The organism is Billgrantia ethanolica (assembly GCF_021404305.1).
GTDB lineage: Bacteria > Pseudomonadota > Gammaproteobacteria > Pseudomonadales > Halomonadaceae > Halomonas > Halomonas ethanolica.
Genome location: NZ_JABFTX010000001.1, coordinates 625,853 through 641,390 on the forward strand (window position 1 = coordinate 625,853; position 15,538 = coordinate 641,390).

At 64.9% G+C, this 15,538-nt stretch carries 13 protein-coding genes; 8 read left to right on the top strand and 5 right to left on the bottom strand.

Going from position 1 to position 15,538, the window contains the following annotated elements:
- The first annotated feature begins 76 nt into the window (after window positions 1-76).
- Both nagZ and HOP53_RS02945 read left to right on the top strand, forming a co-directional pair.
- Window positions 77-1,090: a beta-N-acetylhexosaminidase gene (nagZ, locus tag HOP53_RS02940; protein WP_234268609.1), complete on the top strand. Its 1,014-nt coding sequence runs from the start codon at window positions 77-79 to the stop codon at window positions 1,088-1,090.
- Between the two features lie 42 nt (window positions 1,091-1,132).
- Entirely contained in the window at window positions 1,133-1,711 is a 579-nt protein-coding gene (locus HOP53_RS02945; protein WP_234268610.1) for a hypoxanthine-guanine phosphoribosyltransferase, read from the top strand.
- Window positions 1,712-1,819: 108 nt separating this feature from the next.
- On the opposite strand, the gene aptA is transcribed toward HOP53_RS02945, so the two are convergent.
- Window positions 1,820-3,160: an omega-aminotransferase AptA gene (gene aptA, locus HOP53_RS02950; protein ID WP_234268611.1), complete on the bottom strand. Its 1,341-nt coding sequence runs from the start codon at window positions 3,158-3,160 to the stop codon at window positions 1,820-1,822.
- A 182-nt stretch (window positions 3,161-3,342) separates the two neighbouring features.
- Here aptA and HOP53_RS02955 point away from each other — a divergent pair, with 182 nt between their 5' ends.
- Window positions 3,343-4,272: a LysR family transcriptional regulator gene (locus HOP53_RS02955; RefSeq protein ID WP_234268612.1), complete on the top strand. Its 930-nt coding sequence runs from the start codon at window positions 3,343-3,345 to the stop codon at window positions 4,270-4,272.
- Between the two features lie 52 nt (window positions 4,273-4,324).
- On the opposite strand, the gene amaA is transcribed toward HOP53_RS02955, so the two are convergent.
- On the bottom strand, window positions 4,325-5,605 hold the full coding sequence (gene amaA / locus HOP53_RS02960) for an L-pipecolate oxidase (protein WP_276574613.1): 1,281 nt from the start codon (window positions 5,603-5,605) through the stop codon (window positions 4,325-4,327).
- A gap of 73 nt (window positions 5,606-5,678) precedes the next feature.
- On the bottom strand, window positions 5,679-7,172 hold the full coding sequence (amaB, locus tag HOP53_RS02965; protein ID WP_234268613.1) for an L-piperidine-6-carboxylate dehydrogenase: 1,494 nt from the start codon (window positions 7,170-7,172) through the stop codon (window positions 5,679-5,681).
- A 120-nt stretch (window positions 7,173-7,292) separates the two neighbouring features.
- Between amaB and gcvA the strand changes: the two genes are divergently transcribed.
- The gene (gcvA, locus tag HOP53_RS02970) at window positions 7,293-8,180 is read left to right on the top strand and encodes a transcriptional regulator GcvA (RefSeq protein WP_234268614.1); all 888 of its coding nucleotides are present in this window, start codon (window positions 7,293-7,295) and stop codon (window positions 8,178-8,180) included.
- A gap of 76 nt (window positions 8,181-8,256) precedes the next feature.
- Here gcvA and HOP53_RS02975 read toward each other — a convergent pair whose 3' ends face one another.
- Both HOP53_RS02975 and HOP53_RS02980 read right to left on the bottom strand, forming a co-directional pair.
- Window positions 8,257-9,960, bottom strand: a complete 1,704-nt coding sequence (locus HOP53_RS02975; protein WP_234268615.1) for an AMP-binding protein — start codon at window positions 9,958-9,960, stop codon at window positions 8,257-8,259.
- Window positions 9,961-10,072: 112 nt separating this feature from the next.
- Entirely contained in the window at window positions 10,073-10,513 is a 441-nt protein-coding gene (locus HOP53_RS02980) for a MerR family transcriptional regulator (protein ID WP_267955202.1), read from the bottom strand.
- 220 nt (window positions 10,514-10,733) lie between these two features.
- Here HOP53_RS02980 and HOP53_RS02985 point away from each other — a divergent pair, with 220 nt between their 5' ends.
- The 4 genes from HOP53_RS02985 (at window position 10,734) to HOP53_RS03000 (ending at window position 15,510) form a co-directional block, all read left to right on the top strand.
- Window positions 10,734-11,903: an acyl-CoA dehydrogenase family protein gene (locus HOP53_RS02985; protein WP_234268616.1), complete on the top strand. Its 1,170-nt coding sequence runs from the start codon at window positions 10,734-10,736 to the stop codon at window positions 11,901-11,903.
- A 16-nt stretch (window positions 11,904-11,919) separates the two neighbouring features.
- Complete coding sequence (locus HOP53_RS02990; RefSeq protein WP_234268617.1) at window positions 11,920-13,074, top strand: enoyl-CoA hydratase/isomerase family protein; 1,155 nt, start codon at window positions 11,920-11,922, stop codon at window positions 13,072-13,074.
- Between the two features lie 67 nt (window positions 13,075-13,141).
- Complete coding sequence (gene mmsB / locus HOP53_RS02995) at window positions 13,142-14,038, top strand: 3-hydroxyisobutyrate dehydrogenase (RefSeq protein ID WP_234268618.1); 897 nt, start codon at window positions 13,142-13,144, stop codon at window positions 14,036-14,038.
- Between the two features lie 86 nt (window positions 14,039-14,124).
- Complete coding sequence (locus HOP53_RS03000) at window positions 14,125-15,510, top strand: MATE family efflux transporter (RefSeq protein WP_234268619.1); 1,386 nt, start codon at window positions 14,125-14,127, stop codon at window positions 15,508-15,510.
- Window positions 15,511-15,538 lie beyond the last annotated feature (28 nt).

A 15,538-nucleotide genomic window follows, 5' to 3' on the forward strand; every position in this document is an offset into this window, starting at 1 on the left:
GTTCTAGGGGGTGGCTGTCGCCTGGAACGGCTTTCGTCTAGAATCAGCTCCCTTTCATGGCCAAAGGACTCCGCTCATGACCCAGACCCTAGGTCCGGTGATGCTCGACCTGGAAGGGACCGAGCTGCGTAGCGAAGAGCGCGAACTGCTCATGCGCCCTGAGGTCGGGGGTGTCATCCTGTTCGCGCGCAACGTCGAGCATGCACGCCAGGTGCGTGAGCTGTGCAACGCCATTCGCAGCATTCGCCCCGAACTGCTGCTGGCCATCGATCAGGAAGGTGGGCGCGTCCAGCGCCTGCGTGACGGCGTGACGCGTCTGCCCGCCATGGGCAAGATCGGTCGCGACTATGAGGCGAACCCCGAAGTCACGCTGCGCCTGTGCCTCGATGCCGGCTGGTTGCTGGGCATGGAGATGGCGGCCTGCGGGCTCGACCTCAGCTTCGCCCCGGTGCTCGATGTCGACACCGGCATTTCCAGTGTCATCGGCGATCGCAGCTTCTCTTCCGACCCTCATGCCGTGGCGGCCATGGCGGGGGCCTTCATCAGCGGTCTGCACGAAGCCGGCATGGCAGCGGTGGGCAAGCACTTCCCCGGCCACGGCAGCGTAGCGGCCGACTCCCACTTGGAGCTGCCCGTCGACGGTCGTCCGCTGGAGCAGCTGCGTCAGCATGACCTGATTCCTTTTGCCGCGCTGAGCTCGAGGTTGGATGGTGTGATGCCGGCGCACGTCGTCTACTCCGCTTTCGATGCCCGCCCGGCGGGCTTTTCGGCGAGCTGGCTGGGTCTGCTGCGCCAGTCGCTGGGGTTCAAGGGCACCATCTTCTCCGACGACCTCGGCATGGCAGGTGCCGGCTTCGCCGGTACGCCCGGCGAACGTGCCTTGGCCGCACTGGACGCCGGCTGCGACATGGTGCTGGTCTGCAACGACCGCGCCGCCGCGCTCGAAGCGCTGGATGCTTGCCAGGGCCGAAGCGTACGGTTGGGCTCGCGCCTGCGTTACGGTCGTGCCCGTCCCGACATCGATTCGTTGGAAGCGCTGGGTCGCTGGCGCCGGGTGCATGCCCGTCTCGAGGCCATGGCCTCGCTTTAAGTCTCTTCTCTTCCCGTTTACCTTCGTTGAAACGAGTCATACATGCCCAAACTCGAAGCCGACTTTCATCAATCCCTGGCCACCATGCGCGATGTCATGGACAACGCCGACTGCCTGATCAGTCATGAAGAGGTCGAGCGCGCGCTGGACCGCATGGCCGAGCAGATCACGGCCGATCTGGGCGACAAGCTGCCGGTCTTCTACTGCGTGATGAACGGTGGCTTGATCACCACGGGGCACCTGCTCACCCGGCTTGGCTTCCCGCTGGAAGTCGACTACCTGCATGCCACCCGTTACCGCGGCGGCATTCGCGGCGGCGAGCTGTTCTGGCGTGTGTCGCCCGAGGTTCCCATGGCCGGTCGCCATGTGGTAATCGTCGATGACATCCTCGACGAAGGCGCGACCTTGGCTGCCATTCTCGACTACTGCCAGGAGGCCGGCGCGGCGAGCATCTCCACCGCCGTGCTGGTGGACAAACGTCACGACCGCAAGGCGGTGCCGGGCCTCAAGGCCGACTACTGCAGCCTGGAGGTGGTCGATCGCTACGTGTTCGGCTTCGGCATGGACTACAAGGGCTATTGGCGCAATGCGCCGGGAATCTTTGCGCCCAAAGGTCTCTAAGAGCTCTCGATTCGTGCAGCCTTGCACTAACGGAATGGGTTGCTACGACTGAACGAGCCAGGCGGTTAACGCCTGGCTCGTTGCTTTGCTTTTCGCTCAACGCGGCGTTCAGTCCAGTTCGCCGATGGACTCGCCCAGCGCGTTGACCAGGCGGTCGATCTCGTCGCGCTCGACGATGAAGGGCAGGCCGAGCTGGATGGTGTCGCCGCCGTAGCGTACGTAGAAACCCTTGTTCCAGCACTTCATGGCGATCTCGAAGGGACGGCGGGCCGGCTCGCCGGGGTAGGGTTCGATCTGCAGCGCCCCGGCGAGGCCGTAATTGCGGATGTCGCTGATGTAGCGGGTACCCTTGAGCCCGTGCAGGGCCTCCTCGAAGACCGGGCTCATCTCGCGCACGCGCCCGACCAGGCGGTCGTTCTCGAGCACGTCGAGTGCCGCCAGCGCCGCGGCACAGGCCACCGGATGCCCCGAGTAGGTGTAGCCGTGGGGTAGTTCGAGCATGTAGTCCGGGCCGCCCTGCTCCATGAAGGTGTGATAGATCTCACCCTGCACGATCACCGCGCCCATGGGTACCGCACCGTTGGTCAGCTGTTTGGCCACGTTGAGGATGTCCGGCACCACGCCGAACTCCTCGGCGCCGGTCATGGCACCCATGCGGCCGAAGCCGGTGATGACCTCGTCGAAGATCAGCAGGATGTCGTGCTGATCGCAGATCTCACGCAGTCGCTGCAGGTAGCCCTTGGGCGGTGGAATCACCCCGGCTGAGCCGGCCAGCGGCTCGACGATCACCGCGGCGATGTTGGATGAATCGTGTAGGGCAATCAGCTCCAGCAGTTCCTCGGCCTTCTCGGCGCCGCGCTCGGGCATGCCCTTGGTGAAGGCGTTCTCGGCGAGCAGGGTGTGGGGCAGGTGGTCGGCGTCGATGCCCTGGCCGAACAGCACACGGTTGGCGCCGATGCCGCCCAGGCTGATACCGCCGAAGTTGACCCCGTGGTAGCCCTTGGCGCGACCGATCAGCTTGGTCTTGGTCGGCTTGCCTTTCTTGCGCCAGTAGGCGCGGGCGATCTTCAGCGCCGTGTCGGCACTCTCCGAGCCGGAGCCGGTGAAGAACACGTGATCGAGCCCCTGGGGCATCAGTCCGCGAATCCGGTGGGCCAGTTCGAAGGCCTTGGGGTGGCCGAACTGGAACGCCGGCGAATAGTCCAGTTGGTGGAGCTGGCGCGTCACGGCTTCGGTGATCTCCGGCCGGCAGTGGCCGGCACCACAGGTCCACAGCCCCGAGAGGCCGTCGAAAATGCGCCGGCCGTCGGCGTCGGTGAAGTAGCTGCCCTCGGCTCCCACGATGATGCGCGGGTCGCGCTTGAACTGGCGATTGCCGGTATAGGGCATCCAGTAGGCGTCCAGCTGCTCCTGGCTCAGGCCACCGTGCAGCGATTGATGAACTGACATTTCAGCACCCTCTGTTGGCATGACCGTGATCGACGGCCTATGAGAAGCAGGCTAGGTCGAGATGAAAATAAATTAAATCCAGATATTTTTAAGTTCACGTAAGCCATTGCTTAACTTTATGCCTGGGTGGGATATTCTCTTGAGCGATGCCTGAGACGAATGTCGAAACGAGGGAAAAGCCCATGTCGCGCCGTAAGGAAACCCTTTCGGCCCAGCCCGGCGATGCCGATCTGCGCCTGCTGAAGATCTACCGCAAGGTGGTCGAGTGCGGCGGCTTCTCCGCTGCTGAGGTGGAGCTGAACATCAGTCGTGCCGCCATCAGCATGGCGATGAACGATCTCGAGACGCGCCTTGGCCTGCGCCTGTGTCAGCGCGGTCGTAGCGGCTTCGCGCTGACCGACGACGGTGCGGAAGTCTACCAGGCGACCCTGCAGCTGCTGGCCGCGGTGGAAGGGTTCCGCACCCGGGTCAACGGCCTGCATGCCTGGCTCAAGGGCGAGCTGAACATCGGCATTACCGACAACCTAGTGACCATGCCGCAGATGCATATCACCAACTCTCTCAGCGCGCTCAAGGAGCGTGGGCCGGAAGTGCGCATCAACATTCGCATGATTCCGCCCAACGAGATCGAGCTGGCGGTGCTCGACGGCCGCCTGCATACCGGTGTGATACCGGCGTTGAAGACCCTTCCCGGCTTGCACTACCGCCCGCTCTATGCGGAAACCTCGCAGTTGTACTGCGCCTCGGGCCATCCTCTGTTCGAGGTGGACGAGGTGACCGAGCAGCATCTCGGTGAGTGCGACGCGGTGGTGCCGGCCTACGCCCAGACGCCGGAGGTCAAGGCGCTGCATGAGCCGCTCAGGGCTTCGGCCTCGGCAACCGATCGGGAAGGCATCGCCTTTCTGATCCTCTCCGACCGCTATATCGGTTATCTGCCGACCCACTACGCCGAGCGTTGGGTGGCTGGCGGCCGGATGCGCGCGCTGAATCCCGAGCGCTGGCATTACCTCACCCACTACAGTGCCATCACCCGCAAGGGGGCTCCGCCCAACCCGGTGCTGGATACCTATCTCGAAGAGCTGCATCGAAGAGCTGCAGCGCATGATCGGTGAATGATCGCCAACGTGGGCGATCGGGCCCATTCCTGCTTCCAGCCGTCGCGTCTCAGCTCAGTACTCTCAGGCATTGCCCTGTGTGGTAGAGCGTGAAGCCACTTTCGTAGCCGGAGCTGCGCAGCGCTCTGGCCCGTATCGGCCGTGGTGTGCGAATCGGCAGGGGCAGGGCGTCGTCTTCGCCGCTGATCAGGTATCGGGCAAACCCCTTGCCCACCACGGTGCCGGTGGTGATGCCGCGGCCGTTGTAGCCGGAGACGCCCAGTACGCCCGGGGCAAGTTCGAAGAGGCGCAGTGTGTGATCGGGCGTGAAGCCGATGCGTCCCGTCCAGCTGCATTCCCACTCGACGCTGCCCAGCTGCGGAAAATAATGGCGCTGGATGCGGTTGGCCCAGCAGCGCAGGAAGGCGGCGGGCTTGCTTTCTCCCTTGCCGAGGCTGCCGAGAATCAGCCGGCCTTCGGCATCGCGGCGGATGCTGCTCAGCACCATGCGGGTATCCCAGGCGCCCTGGCGTCCCGGCAGGATCTCCTCGGCAGCCTCGCCGGACAGTGGCCGGGAGGCGACCTGGTAGAAGTGGCCGACGAAGAAATGGCGGCGGACCTCGTTCCAGCGATCCTCGGTGTAGGCGTTGGTGGCAAGCACCAGGCGCTGGGCCAGGACGCTGCCGTGAGCGGTGGTGACCCGCCAGCCGTCTCCCGCCCGTGCGACGCCGGTGGCGGCGCTATGGGTGTGCAGGTGTGCGCCGGCCGCCTTGGCGGCACGTGCCAGGCCGCGAGTGTAGGCGCTGGGGTTCAGGGTGCCGGCACGGTGATCGAGCAGGGCGCGGTGAATGCGCCGGGTGCCCAAGTGTTCCTGGCAGGCCGCTGCCTCGAGCAGTTCCACGGGCGCTCCGCGTCGCTGCAACTGCTCCGCGCGTCTTGCCAGTTCCTGCTCGCCTTTGCCGTTGTGTGCCAGGTGCAAAGTGCCGGTACGGGTCACCCGACACGCAATACCGTGCCGCTCGATCAGCGAGAAGACGACCGCAGGCGCACCGCCGAGAATCGTGTTGGCGCGCTCGCCGATCTCCTCGCCAAGCACGCTGAGGATGTCGTCCGGTGGAATCCACAGCCCGGCATTGACGAGCCCGACGTTGCGTCCCGATGCGCCGCTGGGAACGTCGCCCGCTTCGATCAGGACCACGTCGACGCCAGCCTCGGCCAGGTGCAGAGCGGTGCTGAGACCGGTGATCCCACCACCGATCACCAGCACATCGGTGCGGTGTTCGCCCTGCAGCATGGCCAGCGCCAGGGGCGGCTCCGGAGAAGTATCGTGCCAGAGACAGCGTTCCTTCATTGTGCCTCCCATACGTGGAGGGTGGGGCAGGCCTCGGCAAACCGCTGCGCCGAGGCCGAGGGTGCTCTGCCGATCAGTCGAACTTGATGCCCTGGGCGAGCGGCAGCTCTCTGGAGTAGTTCACGGTGTTGGTCTGGCGGCGCATATAGCTCTTCCATACGTCGGAGCCCGATTCGCGACCGCCGCCGGTCTCCTTCTCGCCGCCGAAGGCACCGCCGATCTCGGCGCCGCTGGGCCCGATGTTGACGTTGGCGATGCCGCAGTCGCTGCCCACCGCGGAGACGAAGGTTTCCGCCTCGCGCACGTCGGTGGTGAAGATGCAGGAGGAGAGGCCCTGGGGCACGTCGTTGTTGAGCGCGATGGCCTCGTCGAGGGTTTCGTAGCCGATCACGTAGAGGATTGGCGCGAAGGTTTCGTGGCGTACCAGGTCGTTCTGACCTGCGATCTCGACGATGGCCGGTGCCACGTAGTAACCCTCGGGATAGCGTTCGGCGAGCTGGCGCTGGCCGCCGTATACCTCGGCACCCTGCTCGCGGGCCTGGGTCAGCACCGTCTGCATGGTGTCGAAGGCCTGGCGGTCGATCAGCGGGCCGATCAGGTTGCCTTCGAGCGGGTCGCCGATGCTGATGCCGGCATAGCTCTGCTTGAGCCGGGCGACGACCTCTGCCTGGATGGAGCGATGCACGATCAGACGGCGCAGCGTGGTGCAGCGCTGGCCGGCGGTGCCCACCGCCGAGAAGAGGATGGCGCGCAAGGCCATGTCCAGATCGGCGCTGGGCGTCAATATCATCGCATTGTTGCCGCCCAGTTCTAGGATGCTGCGACCGAAGCGGGCGGCCAACCGCGGACCCACTTCGCGGCCCATGCGCGTGCTGCCGGTGGCGCTGATCAGCGGAACCCTGGGGTCGTCGGTCAACTGCTCGCCCGCGGCACGCTCGCCGATGATCACTTGGCTGAGGTGCTGGGGCGCGTCATCGCCGAACTCGGCCATGGCGCGCTCGAGCAGCGCCTGGCAGGCCAGGGCGGTAAGAGGGGTCTTCTCGGAGGGCTTCCACAGCAGGCTGTCGCCGCACACCAGAGCCAGCGCCGCATTCCAGGCCCAGGGGGCGACCGGAAAGTTGAAGGCGGTGATCAACCCGACCGGGCCGAGCGGGTGCCAGCTTTCGCGCATATGATGTCCGGGGCGCTCGGAGGCGATGGTCAGGCCATAGAGCTGGCGGGATTGCCCAACGGCGAGATCGCAGATGTCGATCATCTCCTGCACTTCACCGAGCCCTTCCTGGAGGATCTTGCCGCACTCCCAGGTGACCAGTGCGCCCAGGTCTTCCTTGTGGCGGCGCAGCTGATCGCCGAACAGGCGTACCAGTTCGCCGCGACGCGGGGCGGGTACCTGGCGCCAGGCTTCAAAAGCGCGCTGCGCGTTGGCAATGGCCGTGTCGATCTCTGCGGGAGTGGCGGTTTGCACGCGCCCGATCTCGCTACCGTCGATGGGGGTGGCAACTGCGATATCGCCGTTCCGATACTGTTCGGGCGCCACGCCGAGGCGCTGCATCAGGGAGTCGATCATTCTTTCTCCTATCGTTATCATTAGAAAATGTCGTGGCATCCAGTATCGCTACCGCTGCCGAGGGGCAACAAGCGACGATTACGACACACATCATTCCTTAATTTCATGCAAGCGGGACGTATGAGTCGTCGACACCTTCCCTCTCTGGCCGGGCTGCAATGCTTCGAGGCTGCGGCTCGCCATCTCAGCTTTACCCGTGCGGCGGACGAGCTGAGCCTGACTCAGAGCGCCGTGAGCAAGCAGGTCGCTCAACTGGAGTCGATCCTGGAGCATCCGCTGTTCCGGCGCATCCGTCGGCGCCTGCACCTGACCCCCGAGGGTGCGATCTACTTGGGCGAGGCACGCAAGATCCTCGCCCAACTGGAGATGTCGACGCGCTACATGCAGTCCTACGGCGGGGAGGCGGACGTGCTCAACGTGGCGACTCTGCCCACCTTCGGCGCGCGATGGCTGATCCCGCGGCTCAACGGTTTCCGCTTTCGCCACCCCAGCATCAACCTCAACATCAGCAATCGTGTCGAACCGTTCGATATGCAGCAGGAGCGGGTGGAGGTGGCGTTCTTCTTCGGTCACGGGGCCTGGCCCAAGGCTGAGTGCATCAAGTTGCTCGAGGAGGAGATGGTGCCGGTCTGTTCGCCCCAGGCGCTGGCGGACCTGGAAGTGGAGGAGCCGCTCGCGCTGACGAGACTCGTGCTGCTGCAGAGCGCTACCCGGCCCGAGGCGTGGCACGACTGGTTCGATGCCCAGGGTCAGTACACCGAGCACAGCTACCATGGGCCGCGTTTCGACACCTTCTACATGGCGCTGCGTGCGGCGCAGGCCGGCTGCGGCGTGGCCCTGGTGCCGCGTTTTCTGGTCGACGAGGAGATCGACGAGGGCAAGCTTGTGGTGCCCTGGCCGTTCGGCCTGAAGAGCCGGGATGCCTATTACATGGCCTACCCGGAGCACATGGCCGAGCTCTACAAGGTGCGCGCCTTCATCGACTGGATACGCGAGCGCATCGACTGAGCCGGAAGTGTCGGCACCAACGCAAGCACCCCTGCCGAGGCAGGGGTGCTGTGGTCGTCACGAGGTTGAAGAGGGATCAGGCCAGACCCAGCTCGTGGGTGGCTTCCTCACGCATCTTGAACTTCTGGATCTTGCCGGTGACGGTCATCGGGAACTCGTCGACGAACTTCACGTAGCGCGGGATTTTGTAGTGGGCGATCTTGCCCTTGCAGAACTCCTTGAGCTCGTCGGCGTTGAGCTTCTGGCCTTCGCCGAGCTTGACCCAGGCCATCACCTCCTCGCCGTACTTCTCGTCGGGCACACCGATCACCTGCACGTCGGAGATGGCCGGGTGGGTGTAGAGGAAGTCCTCGATCTCGCGTGGGTAGATGTTCTCACCGCCGCGGATGATCATGTCCTTGATGCGACCGACGATGGCGATATAGCCCTCCTCGTCCATGGTCGCCAGGTCGCCGGTGTGCATCCAGCCGGCGCTGTCGATGGACTTGGCGGTAGCCTCTTCGTTGTTCCAGTACCCCAGCATCACGCTGTAGCCGCGGGTGCACAGTTCGCCGGTCTCGCCGCGCGGCACCACCGCGCCGGTCTCGGGGCTGACCAGCTTGACCTCCAGGTGCGGGTGAATGGTGCCCACCGTGGTCACACGTTTCTCCAGCGGAGCGTCGGTCTTGGTCTGGGTGCTGACCGGGCTGGTTTCGGTCATGCCGTAGCAGATGGTGACGTCTTCCATGTTCATCTTGTCGATGACCTTGCGCATCACCTCAATGGGGCAGATCGAGCCGGCCATGATGCCGGTGCGCAGGGTGGAGAGGTCGTACTGGGCGAAGTCGGGATGCTCCAGTTCGGCGATGAACATGGTCGGCACGCCATAGAGCGCCGTGGCCTTTTCGTCGGAGACCGCCTTGAGCGTGGCTTCCGGGTCGAAGCCGTCGCCCGGATAGATCATGGTAGCGCCGTGGGTCACGCAGCCCAGATTGCCCATCACCATGCCGAAGCAGTGGTAGAGCGGTACCGGGATCACCAGACGATCCTTCTCCGAGAAGCCCATGGTGCGGGCAACGAAGAAGCCGTTATTGAGGATGTTGTGGTGGGAGAGGGTGGCGCCCTTGGGGGCCCCGGTAGTCCCCGAGGTGTACTGAATGTTGATCGGCTCGTCGAACTGCAGCGTGGCCTGGATCTCGGCCAGGTGCTCTTCGGAAACCTCGTCGGCATGGGCCAGCATGCTCTGCCAGCTGAACATGCCGGTCAGGGCGCGGTCGGCATCGAGGCACACCACACGCTTGAGTTCGGGCAGCTTGGCGGCCGAGAAGGTGGACGGGGCGCCTTCGCGCAGCTCGGGCGCCAGCTCTGCCAGCGTGGCCACGTAGTCGGAGGTCTTGAACTTGCCTTGCAGGATCAGCGTCGAGGTGCCGGACTGCTTGAGCGCATACTCGAGCTCATGGGTGCGGTAGCTGGGGTTGATGTTGACCAGAATGGCGCCGATCTTGGCCGTGGCGAACTGGGTGATGGTCCACTCGGCGCAATTGGGTGACCAGATGCCGACCCGGTCGCCTTTCTTCACGCCCAGCGCGAGCATGGCCCGCGCGGCCTGATTAACCGCCTGCTGCAGCTCCTTCCAGGTGTAGCGCAGTCCTTGATGCAGGCTCAGCAGGGCCTCGCCATCGGGGAAGCGCGCCACGGTTGCGTCGAAACAGTCGCCAATGGTCTCGCCTTTCAGCGGTGTATCGCTGATGCCGCTGACGTAGCTGTTCTGGGCGCGTTGTTGAAGTGCTTGGCGTGTCATCGTGTTACCCGTCTTGTTGTGGCAGTTGGAGTCGGTTGACGATGGGCGGGCACTGGCGTTCAGTCCGCCCTGAATTCGACGTGGCTTGGGCGCAACAGGGCAGTCGGGCGTGCTAGCTCTGGTCGAGGCGTTCCAGCACTTCCCTGGCCCGCATCTCGACGTCGTCGAGTTCACGCTGCATCAGGCGGATGTCCTCGAGCTGGCGCTCCATGTTGCTGCGCTTGTCGGCCAGGATCTCCAACAGCCGCTTGAGCTGCCTGGCGTTGCCGTCGGGCATGGCGTCGTACATCTCTATGACTTCGCGAATCTCGGCCAGCGAGAAGCCCAGACGCTTGCCGCGCAGGGTCAGCTTGAGGCGCACACGGTCCTTCTCGTGATAGATGCGGGTCTGGCCGCGACGCTCCGGTGCCAGCAACCCTTCCTGCTCATAGAAACGGATGGTACGCGGCGTCACCTCGAACATCCGGGCCAGCTCGCCGATGGAATAGGTACGACGCTGTCGCGTCAGGCTGCCGTTGACCGAGGGGCTGACTTCCGCTTTGGATATGTTCATCGTTGTTTTCCTATGAGTTGGGCGGGCCGTCCTGCAGTGTCCCTCCACATAACCGCAACACTAGACGACGTTAACGTTAACGTAAAGTGGTTGTCGACCAAGGGATGTATGCGATAAAACCTAGCAAGTGCTAGGTTGGTTGGCATGCGCTCGGCCCTGGAGGCCATGCTAGCCAGCTGCTGCTGGAAGTACGCTACGCCAAATATCTCGAGGAACCGCAATGGAATTCTCCCTAACCGACGATCAGAGGGCGCTCGTTCAGGCCGCCGCCGATTTTTCGCAGGCAGAGCTGGCCGATCACGCCGCCGAATGGGATGCCACCTCGCATTTTCCGGTCGACGTCATACGTCGGGCCGGCGAGGCGGGTTTCCTTGGCATCTACATTCCTGAGGAGCGGGGTGGCCTGGGGCTGTCACGCCTGGATGCCTCGCTGATCTTCGAGCAGCTCTCCCAAGGCTGCATCGCGACGACCGCCTATCTTACCATCCACAACATGGTGGCCTGGATGGTCGCCAGTTGGGGCAGCGACGAGCTTCGGGAAACCTGGGTCGAGCGCCTGATCAGCGGCGAGTGTCTGGGCTGCTACTGCCTGACCGAGCCGGGTTCCGGGTCGGATGCCGCCAGCCTGCGTACCAAGGCCGTGCGCGAGGGTGACGAATACGTCATCAGCGGCTCCAAGATGTTCATTTCCGGCGCCGGCGCCAACGACATGCTGGTGGTGATGGCGCGTACGGGCGCTCCCGACAGCGGTGCCGGCGGCGTTTCTGCGATACTGGTGCCGGCGGACGCCGCGGGAATCGAATACGGCAAGAACGAAGAGAAGATGGGCTGGAAGAGCCAGCCCACCCGGCTGATCAGCTTCGATGGCGTGCGCGTGCCGGTCGGCAACCTGCTGGGCCAGGAAGGCGAGGGCTTCAAGCTGGCCATGAAGGGACTTGACGGCGGTCGGCTGAATATTGCCAGCTGTTCGCTGGGGGCCGCGCAGCACGCCTTGACCCTGGCGCGCAACTACCTGCAGGAGCGCAAGCAGTTCGGCCGCGAGCTGGCCCACTTCCAGGCGCTGCAGTTCAAACTGGCCGACATGGCCACCGAGCTCACGGCGGCACGGCTGATGGTGCGGCATGCCGCCTGGCGGCTCGATCAGGGCGACCCGGAGGCCACCGCTTACTGCGCCATGGCCAAGCGCTTTGCCACCGACATGGGCTTCAACGTCTGCAACGAAGCGCTGCAGCTGCATGGCGGATATGGTTACCTGAGAGAGTTCCCCCTGGAGCGCATGGTACGCGACACTCGCGTGCATCAGATCCTCGAGGGCACCAACGAGATCATGCGTGTCATCGTGGCCCGTCGTCTGCTGGCGGACGGCACGATCGAGGCACTTCAGCAATGACAAGGAGAAAGCAGGCATGACGGACCTTGCGGTCATCTTCGACGAGCTGCCGACCCGGGATGGCGGGAGAGTCGGCATCGCTACCCTCAATGCGCCGAAGTCGCTCAATGCCCTGTCGCTGGATATGGCTCGCCAACTTGACGCCAAGCTGCAGGCCTGGGCGGTGGATCGCAGCATCGTGGCGGTATGCCTGGAGGGCAGCGGCGAGAAGGCGTTTTGCGCCGGTGGCGACGTGGTGGCGCTGTACCGCTCGATGACCGAAGAGGGGGAAAATCGAGGTGCCGGCCGCGACAGCCTCTTTGCCGAGACCTACTTCACCACGGAGTATCGCCTCGACTATCGCATCCATTGCTATCCCAAGCCGATCCTGGTGTGGGGCGACGGTATCGTCATGGGGGGCGGCCTGGGCCTCATGGCTGGCGCTTCTCGCCGGCTGGTGACGGAAACCACGCTGATCGCCATGCCTGAGATCACCATCGGCCTCTATCCGGACATCGGCGCAAGCTGGTTCCTCAACCGCATGCCGCCGGGCGTGGGGGCCTATCTCGGCATTACCGGTGCCCAGCTCAACGCCCGCGATGCCCTCGACCTGGGGCTGGCCGATCACTTCGTGCCGCGGGAGCGCCGCGCCGAGCTGCTCGAGGCGCTGGGGACGGCCGACTACGGCACGCGCAGTCAGCGTGACCTTCAGGCCGGCGTACAGAGCGTGCTCGACGAGTTCGAGGCGCGCCAACAGGCACCTGCCGCTCAGGTATGGCCGCTGCTCGACCATGTTCAGGCCTTGACGGCGCAGATCGATGCACCGGCAGCCGTCCATCGTATCCTCGAGGACCGTCGCGAAGACGCCTGGCTGGCGGCCAACCGCAAGCGACTGGAAGCAGGCAGCCCGCTGAGCGCTCATCTGGTGTGGCGCATGCTGGAACGCCACCGCCATACCAGCCTGGCCGACGCCTTCCGTGACGAGCTGAACCTTTCGGTGCAGTGTTGTCGCCGTGGAGACGTCGCCGAGGGCGTTCGCGCGCTGTTGATCGACAAGGACAGGAACCCCAAGTGGCAGCACGCCAGCGTCGACGATGTGCCCGAAGCGGACCTTCTGGCGCTGCTCGAGTCGCTGTGGAGCAGGGAGGAGCATCCGTTGCGCGATCTCGACGGCGGCGAGCGGGTACGCTGAACGATACGCATGTTCTCGACCACGACATGACGCAATAACGCCATAACGACAATCAGGAGCAGCTCGCATGAAAATCGCCTTCATCGGCCTGGGCAACATGGGTGCCCCGATGGCCCACAACCTGGTCAAGGCCGGCCATGAGGTCAGTGTCTTCGACCTTGTCGATGCCGCCATGAAGCACTTGGAGAGCGCCGGGGCGCGTGCCTGTGCCAGCGCGCAGAGCGCGGCCAGCGGGGCCGAGGTGGTGATCTCCATGCTGCCGGCCGGCCAGCACGTGCGTCGTCTCTATCTCGGCCGTGACGACTCCCCGGGCCTGTTCGATGCGCTGGAGGGCAAGCCGCTGATCATCGACGCCTCCACCATCTCGCCGGAAGACGCCCGTGCGGTAGGGGCGGGCGCCGAGCAGCGTGGCCTGACCTACCTCGATGCGCCGGTTTCCGGCGGTGTGGGCGGCGCCCAGGCCGGCACTCTGACCTTCATCGTCGGTGGCAGCGAAGCCGGCTTCGAGCAGGCCAGGCCGGTGCTGGAAGTGATGGGCAAGAACATCTTCCATGCCGGCGAAGTGGGCGCCGGCCAGGTGGCCAAGATCTGCAACAACATGCTGCTCGGCATTCTCATGAGCGGTACCGCCGAAGCGTTAGCGCTGGGGGTCAAGAACGGCCTCGACCCGGCAGTCCTCTCGGAGATCATGAAGCAGAGCAGCGGCGGCAACTGGGCGCTCAACGTCTACAACCCATGGCCCGGAGTAATGCAAGGCTCCGCCGCCTCTCGCGACTACCAGGGCGGCTTCCTCACCGACCTGATGGCCAAGGATCTCGGGCTGGCGTGGGAGCTGGCGCTGGGCTGCAAGGCCACGGTGCCGATGGGTTCCCAGGCACGCAACCTGTTCGCGCTGCATGCGGCCCAGGGCAACGGCGGCCTCGACTTCTCCAGTATCCAGAAGCTTTACCGCGCGGGCGAATAGGGGCTAGCGAATAGAGTCGAATCCGTTTTGGCACTTACCCTGGAAGCGGGCACAATCTTGTGCCCGCTTCTGGTTTTCGAGGCTTCATGACATCCATTTCCCCACGTTCCGGCTCCGGCGAACGCCGCCCCATGCGTCGTGAGCTGCTCGAAGGTCCCATCGCCCTGACCCTGCTGCGCAAGTGCCTGCCGGTGGTTGGCGGCATGCTCGCCATGATGAGCTTCAACCTGGTGGACACCTGGTTCATCGCCCGGCTGGGAGCGGAGCCTCTGGCGGCGGTGTCGTTCACCTTCCCGGTGGTGTTCGCGGTGATCAGCCTCGCCATCGGCCTGGGCATCGGCACCTCGGCGGTGGTGGCGCGCTTGCTTGGACGGGGCGATCACGACACGGTACGGCGCAGGGCCACAGATGCCGCGCTGCTGGCACTGGCGGTCGGCGTCTTGTTGAGCGTGCTGGGGCTGGCCACCCTCGAGCCGCTGTTCCGCTTACTCGGGGCCGACGCCGCACTCATGCCGCATATCCATGACTACATGGGCATCTGGTACCTGGGCGCGGCGGCGCTGATCGTGCCTCGGGTGCTCAACAGCGTGCTGCGAGCCCAGGGCAACACCCTGATCCCCGGGCTGATGATGGCGCTGGCGGCGCTGCTCAACGGCCTGCTCGACTGGCTGCTGATCTTCGGAGTGGGGCCACTGCCGGCGCTTGGCGTTCAGGGTGCGGCCATGGCCACGGTGCTGAGCTGGAGCGCCATGACCGCGGCGCTGTTCTTGCAGCGCGAGCTGCGCGATTGTCTCGATCTGCGCCATCTCACGCCGAGCGGGCTGATGGTGTCGTGGCGCGAGCTCGGCCGCATCGCCGTGCCGGCGGCGATCACCAGCGTGTTCACACCGTTGGCCCTGGCGCTGGTGACGCGCATCGTCGCCGGGCACGGCCACCATGCGGTAGCGGGCTACGGCGTGGGCACGCGCATCGAGGCCATCGCTCAGATCGGCGTGCTGGCGCTTTCGATGACGCTGCCCCCCTTGATCAGCCAGAACGTCGGAGCAGGGCAGCACGAGCGTGTGCGACGGGCCATCTTCGGCTGCTTCGTCTTCGTGCTGGTGTGGCAGTTGGGTATCTGGCTGCTGCTGCAGCAGCTGGCGCCTTGGCTCGTCGCCAGCTACACCCCGGGTGGCGAGATGAGCGAGGTACTGCGAAGCTTTCTGTGGTGGGTGCCGCTGGGCCTGGGCGCTCAGGGCGTCGTGATCCTGGCAGTCTCATCGTTCAATGCGCTGCACGAGCCGGCCCGGGCCATGCGGCTCTCGGTGGTTCGCCTGTTTCTGCTGACGGTGCCGCTGGCATGGCTGGGCGGCGTAGTGGGAGGTGTCGAGGGCATCTTCATCGGGCTGTTCTTAGCCAATGTGGCGGTGGGGCTGGTGGCCTGGGGCGCGCTGCGTCGGCGACTCGACGGCATGCCCGGCCTTCCCTCGTGACTTTTGTAAACACCCTCTAAGGAAAAGA

What these genes read in the sequence shown, in the direction of transcription:
- aptA (WP_234268611.1), bottom strand. Translation starts at nt 3,160, where the DNA reads ATGTCAGTTCATCAATCGCTGCACGGTGGCCTGAGCCAGGAGCAGCTG.
- HOP53_RS02955 (WP_234268612.1), top strand. Translation starts at nt 3,343, where the DNA reads ATGTCGCGCCGTAAGGAAACCCTTTCGGCCCAGCCCGGCGATGCCGAT.
- mmsB (WP_234268618.1), top strand. Translation starts at nt 13,142, where the DNA reads ATGAAAATCGCCTTCATCGGCCTGGGCAACATGGGTGCCCCGATGGCC.
- HOP53_RS02980 (WP_267955202.1), bottom strand. Translation starts at nt 10,513, where the DNA reads ATGAACATATCCAAAGCGGAAGTCAGCCCCTCGGTCAACGGCAGCCTG.
- HOP53_RS02975 (WP_234268615.1), bottom strand. Translation starts at nt 9,960, where the DNA reads ATGACACGCCAAGCACTTCAACAACGCGCCCAGAACAGCTACGTCAGC.
- amaA (WP_276574613.1), bottom strand. Translation starts at nt 5,605, where the DNA reads ATGAAGGAACGCTGTCTCTGGCACGATACTTCTCCGGAGCCGCCCCTG.
- HOP53_RS03000 (WP_234268619.1), top strand. Translation starts at nt 14,125, where the DNA reads ATGACATCCATTTCCCCACGTTCCGGCTCCGGCGAACGCCGCCCCATG.
- HOP53_RS02985 (WP_234268616.1), top strand. Translation starts at nt 10,734, where the DNA reads ATGGAATTCTCCCTAACCGACGATCAGAGGGCGCTCGTTCAGGCCGCC.
- nagZ (WP_234268609.1), top strand. Translation starts at nt 77, where the DNA reads ATGACCCAGACCCTAGGTCCGGTGATGCTCGACCTGGAAGGGACCGAG.
- HOP53_RS02990 (WP_234268617.1), top strand. Translation starts at nt 11,920, where the DNA reads ATGACGGACCTTGCGGTCATCTTCGACGAGCTGCCGACCCGGGATGGC.
- gcvA (WP_234268614.1), top strand. Translation starts at nt 7,293, where the DNA reads ATGAGTCGTCGACACCTTCCCTCTCTGGCCGGGCTGCAATGCTTCGAG.
- HOP53_RS02945 (WP_234268610.1), top strand. Translation starts at nt 1,133, where the DNA reads ATGCCCAAACTCGAAGCCGACTTTCATCAATCCCTGGCCACCATGCGC.
- amaB (WP_234268613.1), bottom strand. Translation starts at nt 7,172, where the DNA reads ATGATCGACTCCCTGATGCAGCGCCTCGGCGTGGCGCCCGAACAGTAT.